This is a genomic window from Halopenitus salinus, assembly GCF_055397165.1.
Genome location: NZ_AP043853.1, coordinates 1,577,153 through 1,593,893 on the forward strand (window position 1 = coordinate 1,577,153; position 16,741 = coordinate 1,593,893).

19 protein-coding genes and 1 pseudogene are annotated in these 16,741 nt (G+C 69.0%); 16 read left to right on the top strand and 4 right to left on the bottom strand.

Annotated elements, in window-relative coordinates; all coding sequences use genetic code 11:
• Positions 1 to 27 precede the first annotated feature (27 nt).
• The 6 genes and pseudogenes from ACZ5YD_RS09705 to ACZ5YD_RS09730 all read left to right on the top strand — a co-directional run bounded on the left by ACZ5YD_RS09705 (position 28) and on the right by ACZ5YD_RS09730 (position 5,047).
• Positions 28 to 633 (top strand): NINE protein, encoded by a 606-nt coding sequence (locus ACZ5YD_RS09705; protein ID WP_379742992.1) that lies wholly within the window; start codon positions 28 to 30, stop codon positions 631 to 633.
• Between the two features lie 105 nt (positions 634 to 738).
• On the top strand, positions 739 to 933 hold the full coding sequence (locus ACZ5YD_RS09710) for a cold-shock protein (protein ID WP_021075115.1): 195 nt from the start codon (positions 739 to 741) through the stop codon (positions 931 to 933).
• A gap of 201 nt (positions 934 to 1,134) precedes the next feature.
• Positions 1,135 to 2,241 (top strand): mandelate racemase/muconate lactonizing enzyme family protein, encoded by a 1,107-nt coding sequence (locus ACZ5YD_RS09715; RefSeq protein ID WP_379742996.1) that lies wholly within the window; start codon positions 1,135 to 1,137, stop codon positions 2,239 to 2,241.
• A 114-nt stretch (positions 2,242 to 2,355) separates the two neighbouring features.
• A pseudogene (gene nucS / locus ACZ5YD_RS09720) lies at positions 2,356 to 3,081 on the top strand (endonuclease NucS); the annotation flags it as partial.
• Positions 3,082 to 3,379: 298 nt separating this feature from the next.
• Entirely contained in the window at positions 3,380 to 3,910 is a 531-nt protein-coding gene (locus ACZ5YD_RS09725; protein ID WP_379742999.1) for a 50S ribosomal protein L16, read from the top strand.
• A 135-nt stretch (positions 3,911 to 4,045) separates the two neighbouring features.
• Entirely contained in the window at positions 4,046 to 5,047 is a 1,002-nt protein-coding gene (locus ACZ5YD_RS09730) for an ATP-grasp domain-containing protein (RefSeq protein WP_379743002.1), read from the top strand.
• Positions 5,048 to 5,080: 33 nt separating this feature from the next.
• Here ACZ5YD_RS09730 and ACZ5YD_RS09735 read toward each other — a convergent pair whose 3' ends face one another.
• Complete coding sequence (locus ACZ5YD_RS09735) at positions 5,081 to 5,461, bottom strand: Hsp20/alpha crystallin family protein (protein ID WP_379743005.1); 381 nt, start codon at positions 5,459 to 5,461, stop codon at positions 5,081 to 5,083.
• A gap of 112 nt (positions 5,462 to 5,573) precedes the next feature.
• Between ACZ5YD_RS09735 and gap the strand changes: the two genes are divergently transcribed.
• On the top strand, positions 5,574 to 6,623 hold the full coding sequence (gene gap / locus ACZ5YD_RS09740; RefSeq protein ID WP_379743008.1) for a type I glyceraldehyde-3-phosphate dehydrogenase: 1,050 nt from the start codon (positions 5,574 to 5,576) through the stop codon (positions 6,621 to 6,623).
• 24 nt (positions 6,624 to 6,647) lie between these two features.
• Positions 6,648 to 7,874, top strand: coding sequence for a phosphoglycerate kinase (locus ACZ5YD_RS09745; RefSeq protein ID WP_379743011.1), 1,227 nt, complete (start codon positions 6,648 to 6,650; stop codon positions 7,872 to 7,874).
• Positions 7,875 to 7,898: 24 nt separating this feature from the next.
• On the opposite strand, the gene ACZ5YD_RS09750 is transcribed toward ACZ5YD_RS09745, so the two are convergent.
• Positions 7,899 to 8,972, bottom strand: a complete 1,074-nt coding sequence (locus tag ACZ5YD_RS09750) for a type II glyceraldehyde-3-phosphate dehydrogenase (protein ID WP_379743014.1) — start codon at positions 8,970 to 8,972, stop codon at positions 7,899 to 7,901.
• Positions 8,973 to 9,182: 210 nt separating this feature from the next.
• Between ACZ5YD_RS09750 and ACZ5YD_RS09755 the strand changes: the two genes are divergently transcribed.
• The 4 genes from ACZ5YD_RS09755 to ACZ5YD_RS09770 all read left to right on the top strand — a co-directional run bounded on the left by ACZ5YD_RS09755 (position 9,183) and on the right by ACZ5YD_RS09770 (position 12,620).
• Positions 9,183 to 10,160 (top strand): aminopeptidase, encoded by a 978-nt coding sequence (locus ACZ5YD_RS09755; protein ID WP_379743017.1) that lies wholly within the window; start codon positions 9,183 to 9,185, stop codon positions 10,158 to 10,160.
• A gap of 83 nt (positions 10,161 to 10,243) precedes the next feature.
• Positions 10,244 to 10,894 (top strand): HVO_0476 family zinc finger protein, encoded by a 651-nt coding sequence (locus ACZ5YD_RS09760; protein WP_379743020.1) that lies wholly within the window; start codon positions 10,244 to 10,246, stop codon positions 10,892 to 10,894.
• Between the two features lie 133 nt (positions 10,895 to 11,027).
• Complete coding sequence (gene pcm / locus ACZ5YD_RS09765) at positions 11,028 to 11,672, top strand: protein-L-isoaspartate O-methyltransferase (RefSeq protein WP_379743022.1); 645 nt, start codon at positions 11,028 to 11,030, stop codon at positions 11,670 to 11,672.
• Between the two features lie 105 nt (positions 11,673 to 11,777).
• Entirely contained in the window at positions 11,778 to 12,620 is an 843-nt protein-coding gene (locus ACZ5YD_RS09770) for a protein-L-isoaspartate O-methyltransferase family protein (protein WP_379743025.1), read from the top strand.
• 219 nt (positions 12,621 to 12,839) lie between these two features.
• On the opposite strand, the gene ACZ5YD_RS09775 is transcribed toward ACZ5YD_RS09770, so the two are convergent.
• A complete protein-coding gene (locus ACZ5YD_RS09775) occupies positions 12,840 to 13,307 on the bottom strand; it encodes a DUF7382 domain-containing protein (protein WP_379743028.1) in 468 nt (155 codons plus the stop codon).
• 74 nt (positions 13,308 to 13,381) lie between these two features.
• On the opposite strand from ACZ5YD_RS09775, the gene ACZ5YD_RS09780 reads away from it, so the two are divergent.
• From ACZ5YD_RS09780 to ACZ5YD_RS09795, 4 genes are read left to right on the top strand one after another with little or no spacing between them, the layout of a single operon-like run.
• Positions 13,382 to 14,632, top strand: a complete 1,251-nt coding sequence (locus ACZ5YD_RS09780) for an ATP-binding protein (protein WP_379743031.1) — start codon at positions 13,382 to 13,384, stop codon at positions 14,630 to 14,632.
• Positions 14,633 to 14,656: 24 nt separating this feature from the next.
• Positions 14,657 to 15,028, top strand: coding sequence for a fluoride efflux transporter FluC (locus tag ACZ5YD_RS09785; RefSeq protein ID WP_379743034.1), 372 nt, complete (start codon positions 14,657 to 14,659; stop codon positions 15,026 to 15,028).
• Positions 15,025 to 15,369 carry a fluoride efflux transporter FluC gene (locus ACZ5YD_RS09790; protein WP_379743037.1) on the top strand — a complete coding sequence of 115 codons (345 nt, stop codon included), beginning with the start codon at positions 15,025 to 15,027 and terminating at the stop codon, positions 15,367 to 15,369. The genes ACZ5YD_RS09785 and ACZ5YD_RS09790 overlap by 4 nt, the downstream gene beginning before the upstream one ends.
• A 50-nt stretch (positions 15,370 to 15,419) precedes the next feature.
• A complete protein-coding gene (locus tag ACZ5YD_RS09795; RefSeq protein ID WP_379743040.1) occupies positions 15,420 to 15,722 on the top strand; it encodes a hypothetical protein in 303 nt (100 codons plus the stop codon).
• A 129-nt stretch (positions 15,723 to 15,851) separates the two neighbouring features.
• Here the strand turns inward: ACZ5YD_RS09795 and ACZ5YD_RS09800 are convergent, their stop codons facing one another.
• On the bottom strand, positions 15,852 to 16,703 hold the full coding sequence (locus ACZ5YD_RS09800) for a hypothetical protein (protein WP_379743043.1): 852 nt from the start codon (positions 16,701 to 16,703) through the stop codon (positions 15,852 to 15,854).
• Between the last annotated feature and the right edge of the window lie 38 nt (positions 16,704 to 16,741).

Here is a 16,741-nt window from a genome sequence, read left to right on the forward strand (position 1 = left end):
AAATACCCGCGGTGACACCGCTGACGTATGGCAGGTCCTCCAGGCGACGACCCGACTCGAGAGGAATCGGAGAGCCAATCGAACGACCAACCGGACGACGTGGAGTCAGCCGAGCCGATAGAGACCGACGATCTGGACGCGGCAGATAGATCCGACGATCCGACCGAGTCCGAGGAAACGGGTGGCTGGAGCGATCCGGCCGAATCCGAGGAAACGAGCGGCTGGAGCGATCCGGGCGAGGGAGACGGGTTCGAGGAGTCGTCGACTGCAACGGCGGCGTCAACGACCGCGACGTCGACGACCGCTGGCAACGGCGACGAACCGGGACCGGACGAACAGTACTGTTCGAGCTGCGGGTCGGTCATCAAAAAGCGGGCCGAGATCTGTCCCGAATGCGGCGTCAGACAGACCGGATCGGGAGGTTCCAGCGAGAAGGACCGCACGGCTGCGGGCGTGTTCGCCCTGCTGCTCGGCGGGATCGGCGCGCACAAGTTCTACCTCGGCCAGAACAAGATGGGCATCCTCTACCTCTGTTTCTTCTGGACCGGGATCCCGGCGATCGTCGGCTTCATCGAGGGCATCCTCTATCTCACGAAGTCCGACGAGGAGTTCCAGCGCAAGTACGTGGACTGAGCCGTCTCGGCGTCCTCCGCCGTCGAGACGGTCCATCACGGCCGCTGCGGCGTCGATCCCGAATGCACAACCCTTATGCCGAATAACGGCCTCGATACGGGTGCAATGTCTACCGGAACGGTCGACTTCTTCAACGACACTGGCGGCTACGGCTTCATCTCGACTGAGGACGCGGACGACGACGTCTTCTTCCACATGGAGGACATCGGCGGCCCCGATCTCGAGGAGGGACAGGAGGTCGAATTCGAGATCGAGGACGCCCCCAAGGGCCCGCGCGCGACGAACCTTACCCGACTGTAAGGTCGTTTTGCGATCTCGAGGAGCGTATCGGCACACGGCTGCGTTTTCGATTTTCTCGAACGGCGAGCGACGGCGTCGGCGACGCGCCGTCGAAGTAGCGTCGAGGCGGTCGGGCTGACGCCGAGGCGGCCGGAGTGACGCCGCGAAAACGACGTCTCCGCGAGCCGAAGCTATATGTGGGTCGCCGCCGCGGGGGTCGCCATGGAGATAACCGAGGTCGAATCCTACCCGATCGAGATCCCGCTCGCGGAGCCGGTCTCGTTCTCGAACCGCACGATCCACTTTCGCGACCACGCCATCACCCGCATTCGGACCGGCGAGGGGCTGGAGGGCGTCGGCTACTCGCTGGGCTATGAGGCCGCGGGCCTGATCGCGGACTCCGTCGAGTCGCGGCTCGAGGAGGTCCTCGTGGGCGAGGACCCCCGCGACGTCGCGCGGCTGTGGGAGGAGATGTACGACAGCAACGTCCAGATCGGCCGGACCGGGCTGTTCCTGCGAGCGATCTCGAGCGTCGACATCGCGCTTTGGGACCTCAAGGCGAAGGCGGCCGGCGAGCCCCTGTACAAGCTGCTCGGCGGGTACGCCGACGCCGTTCCCACCTACGCCAGCGGGGGCTACTACCGCGACGACAAGGGCCACGAGGGGCTGCGCGAGGAGGTGCGCCGGTACGTCGAGGAGGGCCACGACGTCGTGAAGATGAAGGTCGGGCGCCGCTCGGTCCCCGAGGAGGAGGCGCGCGTCGCGGCCGTCCGCGACGAGATCGGCCCTGACCGGACGCTCCTGCTCGACGCCAACGGCGTCTGGGAGTCGGTCCCCGAGGGAGTGCGCGCCTGCCGGGCGTTCGAGCCCCACGACCCCTACTTCATCGAGGAGCCCGTGATGATCGACCGGGTCGAGACGATGAGCCAGCTCAACGACGCCATCGACTACGCCGTGGCGACCGGCGAACTGGAGGGGACGCGCCACGACTTCGCGGGGCTTTACGACCGCGGCGCCGCCGGCATCCTCCAGCCCGACGCGACCGTCTGCGGCGGGATCACGGAGTGGCTCCGGATCGCGAACTACGCCTCGGCACACGACGTGCCGATCGCGCCCCACTACAACTGGAACCTCCACGCATCGCTCGTGGGCGCGGTGGAGAACGGCCAGTGGGTCGAGTACTTCTACCGCGACATGGACGTGAAGGTGTTCGACGACGTCGTCGCCGAGCCGCTGGCGCCGAACGACGAGGGGATGATCGAGCTGCCCGACGAGCCGGGCCACGGCGTCCGCCTTGACGAGGACGCGCTCGAGGAATTCCGGGTGTAACGGGTCGCGGAACCGGAGGGCTCCGCGGAGGAGGCGCGCGTCGCGGGCGAGAACTGCCGGTACTGATCGGACCGCGCCGGCGGCCTTTTGGCCCGCCGGGCCGTATTCGCGGCCGTGACCGTACGGACCCTCCACGATCCGAGCCACCGCGAGGCGCTTTGGGCCCTGGAGGCCGCCTTCGACCGCGGGGAGCTGATCACCGTCTTCGGCGAGTGCCGAGTCGACTACGAGGGGCGCGCGTCCTCGACGCTCGGGGCGGGAAAACGACTGCTCGTCCTCAAGCCGGACGGCTCCGCGCTCGTCCACACCGACGAGAAGCGAACGCCCGTGAACTGGCAGCCGCCGGGGTCTGACCACTACGCCGCGGTCCGGGAGGGACGGCTTCGGGTGCGGTCGGTCCGGACGTCGCCGGACGAGACGCTGGCCGTCAGGTTCGCCGACGTCGAACAGCTGTCGGCGATGGGCGTGACCGGGGGACGGGACCTGGAGGTCCGCGGCAGCGAGGCGGACCTCCGGCGGCGGATCCTCGAGGAGCCGGACCTCGTGGAGGAGGGCCTCGATCCGGTGGCCGTCGAGCGCGACAGCGCCGTCGGCCCGATGGACGTCCTCTGTGTCGACGCCGACTCGAACCCGGTCGTCCTCGAGTTGAAACGCCGTCGCGTCGGGCCGAGCGCCGTGAGCCAGCTCGGCCGATACGTCGAGGCCCTCGGGGACGAGGCCGGCGTCGATCCCGACGAGGTCCGCGGGGTCCTCGTCTCCCCGTCGATCACGGACCGGGCACGCGAGCTTCTCGCGGAGCAGGGCTTCGAGCACGCGGCGGTCGAACCGCCGGACTCCCAAGAGCAGGCCGACGGGGAGAGCGGCGAGTCCGGCGAGGAGAGCGGCGATTCGAACGAGGAGGGATCCGGCGAGGAGAGCGGCGATTCGAACGAGGAGGGATCCGGCGAGGAGCCGATCGAGGAGACGGACCGTGGAGAGGACGGCAACGCGGACTCCGGCGAGGACGGCAGCGCGGGCCCCGGAGAGCACGTCGAGGCGGGTCGGTGAACCCGGCGTGGGAGCGCCTGACGTGGGCGATATCCGTCGGTTCTTTCGAAGGGTTTATTCGCGAAGCGGAGGTTAGAGACGACAAGTAACCATGTCAGACAAGCCGGCCTCCATGTACCGGAACATCAGCAAGCCCTCGTACACGCGTCGCGAGTACATCACGGGCATTCCGGGTTCGAAGATCGCACAGCACAACATGGGCGACCTGCAGGCCGATCCGGAGGAATACGAGGTGGAGATCAGCCTCCGCGTCGACGAGGAACTCCAGATCCGCCACGGCTCCCTCGAGAGCGCACGCCTGTCGGCCAACCGCCACCTCATCAAGGAGATCGGCGAGAAGCAGTACAAGATGGTGCTGCGCAAGTTCCCCCACCAGGTCATCCGCGAGAACAAGCAGGCGACCGGCGCGGGCGCCGACCGCGTCTCCGACGGAATGCGCCAAGCGTTCGGCAAGCCCGTCGGCACGGCCGCACGCGTCGACGCCGACGAGGCCATCTTCACCGCCTACTGCGACCCCGAGGACGCTGCGACGGTCAAGGAGGCGTTCCGGCGCGCGTACAACAAGATGTCCCCGTCCTGCCGGATCACCGTCGAGCGCGGCGAGAAGCTGCTCGTCTCGTAGGCCGGTTCGTTCGGGTTCGCGTTCGTTTTTGCGTCTCGTTCCCTCTCGCGTCGAGCGTCCGCGACGCCGTGTTCTCCCTACGCCCCGTGGCCGCCGGCGCGAGGCTTATGCCGGTGCCGTCCCTCCCCTGGATCGATGCTTCGGCTCGCGATGAGCACCCGCTCGGAGACGTTCGATCGGATCCGTGGCCCCCTCCGAGAGCGCGGGATAGACGTCGTCCACCTTCGAGCGACGGAGCGGACGCTCCGGCTCACGGCTGACGGGGACCGACCGGCCGACCCCGTCGATCCGGCGCCGGAGGAGGTGGACGTCGGGTTCGTCTACCCGACCCGGCTGATGGAGGGCGGGGCGCTCGACGCCCGGCTGTCGATCCCGTGGGTGAACGGCCGCGGGGCGGTCGTAACCTCGCGAAACAAGGCGGCGGTGACGAGCGCGCTCGACGCCGCCGGGCTTCCGGTGCCGCGAACGGTGATGGTCTCGAACCCGGTCGCGGAGTCCGAGGTGCTCGCGTCGCTCGAGGACGCGGGGCTGTCGTTTCCGGTCGTGATCAAGCCGAACTCGACGACCCGGGGGACCGGCGTCGCGAAGGCGTCCGACGTCGACGACCTCGCGGGGACGATCGACCACCTGAACCTGGTACACGACTACCGGGCGACCGGCGACAAGTCCTATCTGATCCAGGAGTTTCTACCCGGCTCCCGCGATTACCGGGTGATGGTTCTCGACGGGGAGTGTGTGGGCGCGGTCGAACGTCGGATCCCCGACGGGGAGGGAGATCCGCGATCCGGAGACGGGGGCGGGGGCGAGAGCGGGGGCGGGAACGGAGACGAAGGCGAGGATGGGAACGGAAACGGAGGCCGAAACCGTGGTCGAGGTGGCGGCGACCGATGGAAACACAACGTCCATCGCGGCGCCGTGGCGACCGCCGTCGACCTTCCCGAGCGCCACCGCGAGCTGGCCGAACGGGCGGCGCGGGAGCTCGACATCGACTACCTCGGCGTCGACCTGCTGGAGACGGACGACCGGCTCGTGGTCGTGGAGACGAACGCCCGGCCGACCGTCGACGCGGGAAAGTACGAGGTCGACTTCTACGACCGTCTGGCGGGGCTGATACGCGACACTGCGAGACGGAGCTGAAGGAGAACGGCTCCGACGATCACTCGAGGGCGGTCACTCGAGGTCGATCGACGCGGAGTCGTCCGCGCGCTCGAAGACGACCTCGAGGACGCCGTTTTTGAACGTCGCGGACGCGGAGCGCTCGTCGACGCGGACGGGAAGCGAGATACGTTCGTCGTACTCGCGGCGGTCGGAGGCCGCGGAGACGGTCAGGGTCTCGCCGTCACACTGCAACGAGAGGTCCTCCTTGGAGACGCCCGGCAGGTCGGCGACGAGCCGGACCACGTCGTCCTCGAGGTAGGTGTCGACGTGGGTCTCCGATCGGAACCCGGAGCCGTCCCCGGGGCCGTCCTCGACGCCGGCCATCCGGTCCATCATCCGCTCGATCTCCTCGAAGAGGTCGCCGAACGGGTCGTCACGGTCGTCCCTGTTCATGTGCGGATCGACGGCCGACGTTCCGATAAGGCTTCCGTCCACGGCGGATCGTGCGGGATGGTGCCTCGCGTCGATCTGAACAGTTTTTAGGCTGGACGAGATTACTTCAACTATGAGTAAATCGTATCTGGACGCCGCGGACGACGTCGCGGACGACGAGGTCGTGCGCGTCGGACTCAACGGGTTCGGCCGGATCGGCCGAAACGTGTTCCGCGCGACCCTCGAACACCCGCGGATCGAGCTCGCCGGGATCAACGACGTGATGGACGCCGACGACGCCGCCTACCTCGCGAAGTACGACTCCGTGATGGGCCGTCTCGACGGGATCGAACTCGAGGACGGCTCGTTGACGATCGGCGGGACCTCGGTGCCGATCTACAACCGGCAGGACCCGGCCTCGCTGCCGTGGGACGACCTGGGCGTGGACGTCGCACTCGAGTGTACGGGCGTCTTCCGCACGTACGAGGACGCGAGCGCCCACCTGGAGGGGGGCGCGGAGACGGTGGTCATCTCGGCGCCGCCGAAGGGCGAAAAGCCGGTCAAACAGCTCGTCTACGGCGTGAACCACGACGAGTACGACGGCGAGTCGGTCGTCTCGAACGCCTCCTGTACGACGAACTCCATCACGCCCGTCGCGAAGGTGCTCGACGAGGAGTTCGGCATTCGGTCGGGCACGCTCACGACGATCCACGCCTACACGGGGTCCCAAAGCCTCATCGACGGCCCGATGGCGAAGACCCGTCGGGGTCGCGCCGCCGCCGAGAACATCGTGCCGACGACGACCGGCGCGGCCGGCGCGGCGACGGAGATCCTCCCGCAGTTGGAGGGGCGGATCGACGGGATGGCGATCCGGGTTCCGGTCCCGAACGGCTCGATCACCGAGTTCGTCGTCGACACGGAGGCGGACGTCACGGCGGAGGCCGTCAACGACGCGTTCCGCGAGGCGGCCGACTCGGGGCCGCTCGCCGGGGTGCTCGGATACACCGACGACGAGATCGTCTCGAGCGACGTCGTCGGGTTGCCGTTCTCGAGTTACGTCGACCTCTCCTCGACGAACGCCATCGCCGGCGGCGAGCTGGTGAAGGTGCTCACCTGGTACGACAACGAGTACGGCTTCTCGAACCGGATGCTCGACATGGCGAGCTACGTCGCCGACAACTAAATGGCCGGGTCACCAGACTCCGATATGGCACGGTTCGAGACGATCGACGCGCTGCCGGCGGACTCGTGCGTGCTGGTCCGCCTCGATCTCAACTCGCCGATCGAGGACGGCGAGCCGCAGGACAACGAGCGGTTCGCGCGACACGCCGAGACGGTCCGCGAGCTGGTCGCGGCCGGCCACCGGGTCGTCTGTCTGGCCCACCAGGGACGTCCCGGAAACGACGACTTCACCACGCTTTCGGGTCATGCCCGGATCCTGGCGGAGCACGTCGGGCGGGAGGTGGCGTTCGTTCCCGACACCTACGGCCCGGAGGCCATCGAGGCCATCGAGGACGTCGAGCCGGGCGAGGTCCTGCTGTTGGAGAACGTCCGGATGTGCGAGGGCGAACTTCCGGAGGAGGACCCGGAGACGAAGGCCGACACCGAGTTCGTTCGGACGCTCGCGCCGCGTTTCGACGCGTACGTCTGTGACGCCTACTCCGCGGCTCACCGGAGCCACGCCTCGCTCGTCGGGTTCCCGCTCGCGCTGCCGGCGTACGCCGGTCGGGTGATGGAGACGGAGTACGAGGCGAACACCGCGATCGCCACCCGCGAGTTCGACGGGCGGGTGACGATGGTGGTCGGCGGGACGAAGGCGACCGACGTCATCGACGTGATGGACGCGCTCGGCGACCGGGTCGACCGGTTCCTCCTCGGCGGCGTCGCGGGCGAGCTGTTCCTTCGAGCCGCCGGCCACCCCGTCGGCTACGACCTCGAGGGGATGGACCGCTTCGACGACCAGTGGGAGCGAAACCACGGAACGATCGAATCGCTCCTCGAGGAGTACGGCGACCGGATCACCCTGGCGGTCGATCTGGCCTACGAGGACGCCGAGGGCGACCGCGGCGAGGTCGCCGTCGAGTCGATAGCCGAAAAGGAGACCGCCTACCTCGACGTCGGGACCGAGACCGTGATGGCCTACGAGCCGGTCATCGCGGACTCGGAGGCGGTCTTCTTGAAGGGCGCGCTCGGCGTCTTCGAGGACGAGCGGTTCGCCGTCGGGACGGTCGGCGTGCTCGAGGCGATGGCGGAGACGGACTGCTTTTCGGTGGTCGGCGGGGGCGACACCGCCCGCGCGATCCGGCTGTACGACCTCGATGAGGACGACTTCTCGCACGTGTCGATCGCTGGCGGCGCCTACATCCGGGCGCTCACCGGCGAGCCCCTGGCGGCCGTCGAGGCGCTCGAGCGGGGCCGACCGCGCGAGGAGTGAGTTCCGGGGAGAAAGCGATCGACCTCAGTCGTCGGCCGTGACGAGTCCCGTCCCGGTCGACGGTTCCGCGAGGAGGCTCTCGAGTCCGACCCCGAGCGACTCGTCGGTCCGAGCCACGGACTCGACGGCGGGTACGTCCGTCGCGAGCGCGCGGATCGCGTCCACGTTCTCGGGGACGACGTCGGCCTCCTGGTGGACGTTCTCGAAGAGGTACAGATCCGACCCCTGGAGCTGGATCGACTCGCCCCACACGCAGTTCTCCCAGAGGTCGCCCCGCGGGCGTCCCGCGTCCATCGCGTAGTCCTTGAGCGCGCCGCCGCCGTCGACGCCCGCACCCTCCGGGATGACGAAGACGCGCGACTCCGCCTCGAGGAGATCGCGGACCGCGCCGGCCTCGGGCGTCGACTCGAGCGTGACGTTGAGCCCGTGGGTGTGCATCCGGGTCACCGGCGCCTTCACCGCGAGCGTGTCGACGGCGATCCCGGGCAGGACCGTGTTCACGTCGGGACCGTGGTGGGAGGGAATCGAAACGGGATCGGGAACCACGTCGTTGATCGGGCCGCGGTCGGTCTCCGCGGGGTCGCCGCCGCGGCGGATCAGGGTGACGCGGGCCTTCTCGACGCCGTATTCCTCCTCGAGGGGGGCGAGAACACGCGAGAGCGCGGTCGTGTTACACGAGACGACGCGAGCGGACTCGGCGTCGGAGTCGCGAACGGCCTCGTAGTTCGCGCGGGCGTTGAACGAGACGTCCGCGACGTCGGCCGCCTCGCCGCCCTGGAGGATCGCGGGCGTGTCGTGGGCGGCGTACCGCGCGCGGTTCCGCTCGCCGATGCCGGCGGGACAGCAATCGACCACGACGTCGCTCGCCTCGATCAGGTCGTCGAGGTCGCCGGCGAGGTCGATCCCGGCGTCGGCGAACGCGTCGGCGCGCTCTGCGATCGCGGCGTGGAGATCGTAGCCGCGCCGGAGGGCCGCCTCGGCCTCGTAGTTCGGGCGCGTCTTCGCGACGCCGACGAGCGCCATGTCGGGCTGGGCCGCGACCGCGTCCGCGACCCGTTTTCCGATCGTCCCGTATCCGTTCACACCCACGCGGATCATGTACCTGGACGTCCGGCCGCGAACCGTATAATAGTTCCGAGAGTGGAACGAATACGATAACTACGAAACGAGTAATAGATCGGTTGAAATCTCGGAATACGGGATGGAACACCGTTCGAAATTCAGTATATATACTCTATCTGTCCGAACCATCGCCGTGCGATCGAGCCGTATGGCAACGCCTAACGGGACGCCGACAAAATGCCCGGCATGGACTCCGACGAACCCGACGCGGTGACTCCCGAGGAGCTGGAGGCGGCGGCGCGGACCGCCGTCGGCCAGTGTCTGGGGATCGAGGCGGACGAATCGGTCGTGGTGATCACCGACGACGAGCGCCGAACGATCGGCGAGGCGCTTTATGCCGCCGCCGGCGAGCGCACGGAGGACGTCTCGATCCTGCGATACCCGCCGGGCGACCAACACGGCGCGGAGCCGCCGGCGCCGGTCGCGGCGGCGATGAGCGCCGCTGACGTGTTCCTCGCGCCGACCACGAAGAGCCTGAGCCACACCCGCGCCCGCGGCGCGGCCTGCGAGAAGGGCGCCCGGGGAGCGACGCTTCCGGGGATCACGGAGTCGGTGTTCACCACCGGCCTCGACGCGGACTACGAGGCGATCGCGGAGGCGTGTGCGGCCGTCCACGAGCGGGTCGCGGGCGCGGAGACGATCCGGATCACCACGGCGGCCGGAACCGACCTGACCGTCGAACCCGGCGGCCGCGAGTGGCAGACCGACACGGGCATCGTTCGGGAGCCGGGAGCGTTCTCGAACCTCCCTGCGGGCGAGGTGTTCGTCTCGCCCGTGACCGCGAGCGGGACCTACGTCGTCGACGGGACGATGCGGCCACACGGCCTGCTCGACCCCGACGAGCGGCTGGTCTTCGAGGTCGAGGACGGGTACGTCACGTCCATCTCGGATCCGGCGATCCGCGACCAGGTCGAGGCGGGCGCCGAGTCGGTCGGCCGCGACGCCTACAACCTCGCGGAACTCGGGATCGGCACCAACGTCGGCGTCGAGCAGCTCGTCGGGTCCGTGCTGCTCGACGAGAAGGCCGCCGGGACGGTCCACGTCGCGATCGGCGACGACGCGAGCATCGGCGGCGACGTCGAGGCCCCGTTGCACCTCGACGGGATCATTCGCGATCCGACGGTGTACGTCGACGGCGAGGCCATGGATCTGCCGTCGGCGTGACCGGTCTCCGGCCCACGCCAGCCCCTCCCACGACCCGATCGACAAACGCGGACTTTTACCGCCAGGACGGCTATCGGCGGGCAATGAGCGATCAACGCGAGCGGGTCGGACTCGTCTGTCCCTCCTGTTCGACCGCGGAGCCGACGGTCCACGAGGTGCTCAAGCCCGGCGGGACCGCGACGGTCAGATGCACCGAGTGCGGACACACGCACAAAACCGAGATCCCCGAGCCCGAAACGGTCGATCTCGACATCGTCGTCTCCCAGGACGGCGAGTCCTTCTCGACGACGATGACGGTTCCGGCCGACACCTACGCGGAGATCGGCGGCGAGTTCGTCGTGGACACGCCCGACGCGCTGTTGCAGGCGCGGGTGACCGGGATCGAGGTCGGCGAGGAACGCCGGGTCGAGGAGGCCGACGTCGCGGACGTGGAGACGCTGTGGACTCGGGCGGTCGACAACGTCTCGGTGAAGGTGACGCTTCACCCCGCCGACGGCGATCGCGAGCACACGCGCGCGCTCACGGTGAACGTCCCCGGCGATCACGAGTTCGAGGTGGCGGAAACGGAGACGTTCGGCGAGGAGGAGTTCACGATCGAGGGGATCCAGATCCGCGAGAACGCGCCGGAATACCGGTTCGACAAGCTCGATCACGACGGCGACACCGCGTTCGCAAAGGACGTAAAGCGGCTCTACGCGCGCGATGAGACCTCGAGCGCGTGGTCGGCGTGGTGAGGATCCGATGGCGGGCGCATCCACCACGTCGATCACGAGCGCGTGATCGATCTAGCGGGCGGCCGGGCACGAACGCGATAAGCCCGACGACGCGGCCGCAGCATTCAGGTCGGAACGGTCCGTAGCGTGTGGTATGTCCGCATCCGACGCCCGCGATCGGCTCATCGAGCGGCTGTCCCGGCGTCGGGACACGAGCGAGCGCGTGCTCGAGGCGATGCGGTCGGTGCCGCGTCACGAATTCGTTCCCGACGCGACGCCCGAACGCGCCTACGCCGACCGACCCCTCCCGATCGGCGACGGCCAGACGATAAGCGCGCCGCACATGGTGGCGATCATGGTCGACCTGCTCGATCTCGAGGCCGGCGATCGCGTCCTCGAGATCGGCACCGGCTGCGGCTACCACGCCGCCGTCACCGCGGAGCTCGTCGGGGAGAGCGGCGCGGTCTACGGGGTCGAATACGTCGCCCACCTGGCCGAGGCCGCACGCGATCGCCTGGAGCGCCTCGGCTACGGAGGGATCGTGGACGTCCTCGTCGGCGACGGCCACGAGGGGTGGCCCGAACACGCCCCCTACGATGCCGCCTACCTGACCTGTGCGGCCGAGGATGGGGTTCCGGACGCCATCGTCGAGCAGACCCGCGAGGGGGGCCACATCGTCGCGCCGATCGGCGGACGCGCCCACCAGGAGCTGGTTCGGCTGACGGTCACGCCCGAAGGTACGGATCGCGAGTCCCACGGCGGCGTGCGGTTCGTGCCGATGGTCGATAGCGACTCGTGAAGATCGGGACCGAGAGCCGGAAGAGACCGATGGAGGAGGTCGTCCGGGGAGACGTCCCCCGCCACCGAGCGTGCGGTTCATTACGACCGAGCGCCGATCCGGCGTATGGACGAGACGGCGCTTCGGGCGGACATGATCGAGAGCCTCGAGCACCGCCTCGATCGCCCGCTCTCGGAGGGTCTCCTCGACGCGCTCCAGCGCGTCCCCCGTGAGGCGTTCGTCCCCGACGCGCCGTACGCGAACCGGCCGACCGAGGTACACGGGACCAGGGCGCTCTCGCCCGCGACCGTCGCCCGAATGGTCTCCGCGCTCGCCCCCGAGGAGGGCGACGAGACGCTCGTGGTCGGCGCCGGGGTCGGCTACACCGCGGCGATCCTCGCGGAGATCGTGGGGGCCAGACGCGTTCACGCGATCGACGTCGATCGCGAACTGGTCGCGCTCGCCCGATCGAACCTCGCGAGCGCGAACTACGATCCGGTTCTCGTCGATCGGCGGGACGGAAGCGAGGGGCTTCCGGAGTACGCCCCCTTCGACCGGGTCCTGCTCGAGGCGGCGGCGGTACGGCCTCCCAGAAGGCTGCTCGCACAGCTGGCCGAGGACGGCCGGCTCGTCTTTCCTCGGGGAACCGGCGCTCAAACCCTCGTCGCCGTTCGACCGCGTCGAACCGACGGGGTGGACCGATCCCCGGATGCGGACCGATCCCCGGAGCCGACCGGACCGGATGACCGGACGCGAGGGATCGAACGAACGGGAACGCCCGGAACGGACGGACTACAGATCCTCGAGGAGGCCGGACCGGTCCAGCTTCGGCCGCTGCTCGTCGCGGGCGAGCGGGGCGGGATCGAACGAAACCGAACCCGACGCGAGGACGCCGAGTTCTCGAAGCGGGGGTACTTCGCGAAACAGGGCTGGGAGCAGGAGTGGGTCGACTGGGAGGACCAGCGTTGACCGATCTCGTCCCGGTGGCACCCTGTCGCCGGAGTCGTCACTGACGACGGGGGTCACCTATCCGGTTCTCGTCGATCACCGTCCCCGTGTCCCCGTCCTCGTCCCCGTGTCCCCGTCCTCGTCCCCGTGTCCCCGTCCTCGTCCCCGTGTCCCCGTCCTCGTCCCCGTGTCCCCGTCCTCGTCCCCGTGTCCCCGCCCTCGTCCCCGTCCTCCTCCCCATCACTCCGCGACGACGAGGATCTCCGTGTTCTCCCGATCGTCGGTGTACTCGCTTCCCGCGGGAGGTTTGACGTCGATCGAGAGCGTCCCGTCGACCTGGTTGGGACCGAGTTCGGGCTCGACCGTGACCGTGGCCACTCCGGAGCCGTCCGTCCGTGCCGTCTCGACCCCGTCGATCCGCGCCGTCTCCCCGCGGACGACGACCGTGGCGTCGGCGACGGGCGTTCCGTCCGGATCGACGACGGTCAACTCGAGGTCCTGGCTTCCCGGCGTGATCACCTCCGGCTCCGGCTGGACGTCCAGCTCCACGACCGCGAGTCCCTGGATGCCGTTCACCATGCTCATCATGACGCTCAAGCTCGCGACGCCGACGACGAGGGCGATGACGAGCCGGATCGGGAGCCCCTCGATGGCGCGTTCGTCGCGGCGAAACTCGGCGGATAGCACGGCGATGCCGTCTTCGATCATACGGCCCATGGACCCGGAATCGGTCATAAACGTACGGACGAAAGTTCTTGTGGGAGGGGGGACCAGTCCCCTCGATGCAGGTGGACGACCGCAATCGAGCCGCGGGCGGCGAACGGGATCCGAAGCCGGGTGCAGATCCGAAGCCGGGGGTGGATCCGGAACCGGGGCCAGACTCGGAGCCGAAACCGGGGTCGGGACGGAGACCGAAAGCAGGAGGGGCCGCACACGTGCTCGGGCGGGAGGGAACCGCCGGCGGAGCCATTCTGGATGTCGGTGCGTTCCTCGCGCGGGACGGGAGCACCGGCGCGCCGGTCGCGATCGACGCCGAGAACCCGCACGCGGGGGTATTAGTCGGAAAGCGTGGAACCGGGAAGTCATACACGCTCGGGGTGATCGCGGAGGAGCTCGCCCGCGTCGAGGGCGTCTCCCCGATCGTCCTCGATCCGATGGGGGTCTTCGCCGGGCTGGGAGAACTGCCCGGTGGCCGCGTGATCGACGCCCGGATCGACCCCGCGACGCTGTCCCCCGACGTCTGGCCGGAACTCCTCGGGCTCGATCCGACCGGGGCCGCCGGAAGCCTCCTGTGGCGAACCGTCGAAAGGCGGCAAAACGGCTGTGGAGCGCTCGCTACCGCTTCCGAGGACGACCCGACCTCGATCGCGGGGATTCTGGCGGAAATAGAGACGGCCGACGCTCCAGACCCGGTCAAGCGGGCGGCCTCGAACCACCTTCGGCTCGCGGACGCGTGGGGCATCTTCGATCCGGCGGCGCCGACCATGGGCGAGCTGACGGGAGCCGAAGCGACGGTGATCGACTGTCGATCGTTGACCCCGGCGGCCATGGCGGCCGTCGGACACGTGATCGCTCGGGGTCTCTACGACTACCGGATCGAGAGGGGAACGGGTCCGCTCCCCTGGCTGCTCGTCGACGAGGCGCACGCCTTCCTCGAGGGGATCGGGGAACCGGCGTTTCGAACGCTTTTCACCCGCGGTCGGACGCCCGGTGTGAGCCTCGTGTGTGCGACCCAGCGTCCGAGCGCGCTCCCCGACGTGGCCGTCTCGCAGGCGGATCTCGTGATCGCCCACCGCCTGACCGCGGAGCGGGACGTCGACGCGCTCCGGGACGCACAGCCGGCCTATCTCGGGGAGGACCTGGGCCGGGTCCTGCCGAGCGGAACGGGCGAGGCCCTCGTCGTCGACGACCGGACCGAGAGCGCACACGTCGTCCGGGTCCGCGAGCGGCGGACGCCCCACGGCGGTGACAGTCCGACCGCGAGCGGCATCGAGGCGAACCGGGCGAGGGCGGCGCGCCGTCGTAATGGATAACCGAACGGGCCAAGACGTCGAGGTATGACGGGAACATCGTTCGCCCGGTCGTCGATCGACCGCGGACTCGAGATGGTCGTGGTCGCCGCGGGCGGCGCGATCGGCGCCGGCGCGCGGTACGGCGTCGAGCTGCTCGTCGGGCCGGTCGCGGGCACGTTCGCCGTGAACGTCGTCGGCGCGTTCGCGCTCGCGGTCATCACGGCTCGAGTCCTCGAGGGACGGCTCATGCTGTTCGCCGGCACCGGCGTGCTCTCCTCGTTTACCACCTACAGCACGTTCGTCGCCGATGCCGTCTCGACCGACCCAGCGGTCGCGACCGGATACGTCGTGGCCAGCTACGTCGGTGGGTTCCTCGCGGCCGTCGCCGGACTCGCGGTGGGCGGGAGGTCCCGATGAGCGTCGACGTCGCGAGCGTGGCGCTCGTCGCGGCCGGGGGCGCGATCGGCGCCGCGGCTCGCTACGTCGTCGGTCGGTTCACGCGTCGGACGGTGTTCGTCGTCAACGTGAGCGGCAGTCTGATTCTCGGCGTGACCCTGTCGGCCGCCGTGGGGGATTCCGCCGCGTTGGTCCTCGGCGTCGGCCTATGCGGGTCGTTCACGACGTTCTCGTCGTTCGCGCTCGAGACCGTCACGCGGGCGGAAGAACGCCCTCTCGAGGCGGCCGGCTACGCGGTCGGGACGCTCGCCGCGGCCGTCGGCGCGTTCCTCCTCGGGGGATACCTCGCCGGCGCGCTGTGAGGCCGACCGGTCGAAAGCGATAGGGGACCGTGGCGTCTATCGGGGACGTAATGGAGACCGAGCGTGCCGACCGCGACGGAAGCGAGGTGGACGAGGGAGGCGGCGGGAACGATGTCGGGGGAGAGACCGGCGATCCCGATCTGCGACTCGACGATCTCAGTCTGCCACAGCGGGTGTTCGTCGCGGCGGTACAGAACCCCTCTCGCGGCGTGTTCCTCGTGATCCTGATCGGGTTCGCGTTCTCGTTTTTCATCGCGCTGTGGATGGCGTTCCCGCGGATCGGAGCGCTCGTGACCGGGATCGCGGTCGTGGTCGGCCTCCTCGTCACGGCGGTGCTGGCGCTGTTGCGGTGAGAAGGGAGCGAAGGCGGAAGCGAAAAGTGGAATCGAGGGGCGTCGATCCGGATGGTCGGGCCCCGACGATCGCGAGTCGACAACTAAGGCCCGGCGACCGCCCTCGACGATCGAGGGTGGCGATCGGGATCAGTACCGCGAGGGAACGAACGCGAACGCGATCAACATGAGGACCGTCGCGCCGATGGTCCACCCGATACGCGTCAGGCCGGACATCCGCTGTTCGAACTGTCCGATCTCCGCCTGTTGAGCCTCGTAGGACTCGAGATTGCTCGAGAGCACGACCGTCGAGCTGTCGGGGAAGATCGCGACGAAGGTCGTGTTGCCCAGGGTCACCTGTCCCTGCGGGGTCAACTCGGCGGACATCGTCTGGGTCGTCTCCCACTCGAGGACCGCCGCGCTCGCGCTCACGTTCGCGACGGCCGCGTCGTGGCCGTCGTAGGTGATCGTCTCGCCCTCGTCGATGCGGCGTTCCTCGGGCTCCGGGAAGTACTCGTCGGCGGGAACGAGCGTGGTCTCGCCGTCCTCGTCGGTGACGGCGACGTGTTCCTCCCCGTTTCGCATGTACGTCTGGTTGTCGGCGGCGGAGTCGTTCTCGAGGATGGCCTGGCGGTCGAGCACCTCCTGGAGGGTGAACGCGCTCGGGTCCTCGCCCTCGATGACGACCCGCCACTCGTCCTCCTCGTAGGTCACGGTGGAGTTATTGGCCCACTCGGCCGACTCGGTGACGGTCTCGTTCCACTCGAGCGTCCCGGACAGCGTCACCGTCTCGCTCCCGTGGCCGCCCTCCTCGACGTTCTCGGTCACGTCGGCGACGGTGTAGGTCTGTCCCGCGTGATCGAAGGAGCCGCCCGCACCGCCCTCGTATGCGGGATCCTCGAACGAGACCTCCGGGGAGTCGGCGGTCGCCACGAGTCCACCGGCCGCCGCGCCGACGACGAGAAGGAGCGCGACGTACACGGTTACAGCGCGTCGTTGCATGGTTCGAGCATGGGTCACCGTCCGTATAACCGTTACTT

Coding starts and splice junctions, on each gene's coding strand:
- ACZ5YD_RS09705 (WP_379742992.1), top strand. CDS start 28: ATGGCAGGTCCTCCAGGCGACGACCCGACTCGAGAGGAATCGGAGAGC.
- ACZ5YD_RS09710 (WP_021075115.1), top strand. CDS start 739: ATGTCTACCGGAACGGTCGACTTCTTCAACGACACTGGCGGCTACGGC.
- ACZ5YD_RS09715 (WP_379742996.1), top strand. CDS start 1,135: ATGGAGATAACCGAGGTCGAATCCTACCCGATCGAGATCCCGCTCGCG.
- ACZ5YD_RS09725 (WP_379742999.1), top strand. CDS start 3,380: ATGTCAGACAAGCCGGCCTCCATGTACCGGAACATCAGCAAGCCCTCG.
- ACZ5YD_RS09730 (WP_379743002.1), top strand. CDS start 4,046: ATGCTTCGGCTCGCGATGAGCACCCGCTCGGAGACGTTCGATCGGATC.
- ACZ5YD_RS09735 (WP_379743005.1), bottom strand. CDS start 5,461: ATGAACAGGGACGACCGTGACGACCCGTTCGGCGACCTCTTCGAGGAG.
- gap (WP_379743008.1), top strand. CDS start 5,574: ATGAGTAAATCGTATCTGGACGCCGCGGACGACGTCGCGGACGACGAG.
- ACZ5YD_RS09745 (WP_379743011.1), top strand. CDS start 6,648: ATGGCACGGTTCGAGACGATCGACGCGCTGCCGGCGGACTCGTGCGTG.
- ACZ5YD_RS09750 (WP_379743014.1), bottom strand. CDS start 8,972: ATGATCCGCGTGGGTGTGAACGGATACGGGACGATCGGAAAACGGGTC.
- ACZ5YD_RS09755 (WP_379743017.1), top strand. CDS start 9,183: ATGGACTCCGACGAACCCGACGCGGTGACTCCCGAGGAGCTGGAGGCG.
- ACZ5YD_RS09760 (WP_379743020.1), top strand. CDS start 10,244: ATGAGCGATCAACGCGAGCGGGTCGGACTCGTCTGTCCCTCCTGTTCG.
- pcm (WP_379743022.1), top strand. CDS start 11,028: ATGTCCGCATCCGACGCCCGCGATCGGCTCATCGAGCGGCTGTCCCGG.
- ACZ5YD_RS09770 (WP_379743025.1), top strand. CDS start 11,778: ATGGACGAGACGGCGCTTCGGGCGGACATGATCGAGAGCCTCGAGCAC.
- ACZ5YD_RS09775 (WP_379743028.1), bottom strand. CDS start 13,307: ATGATCGAAGACGGCATCGCCGTGCTATCCGCCGAGTTTCGCCGCGAC.
- ACZ5YD_RS09780 (WP_379743031.1), top strand. CDS start 13,382: ATGCAGGTGGACGACCGCAATCGAGCCGCGGGCGGCGAACGGGATCCG.
- ACZ5YD_RS09785 (WP_379743034.1), top strand. CDS start 14,657: ATGACGGGAACATCGTTCGCCCGGTCGTCGATCGACCGCGGACTCGAG.
- ACZ5YD_RS09790 (WP_379743037.1), top strand. CDS start 15,025: ATGAGCGTCGACGTCGCGAGCGTGGCGCTCGTCGCGGCCGGGGGCGCG.
- ACZ5YD_RS09795 (WP_379743040.1), top strand. CDS start 15,420: ATGGAGACCGAGCGTGCCGACCGCGACGGAAGCGAGGTGGACGAGGGA.
- ACZ5YD_RS09800 (WP_379743043.1), bottom strand. CDS start 16,703: ATGCAACGACGCGCTGTAACCGTGTACGTCGCGCTCCTTCTCGTCGTC.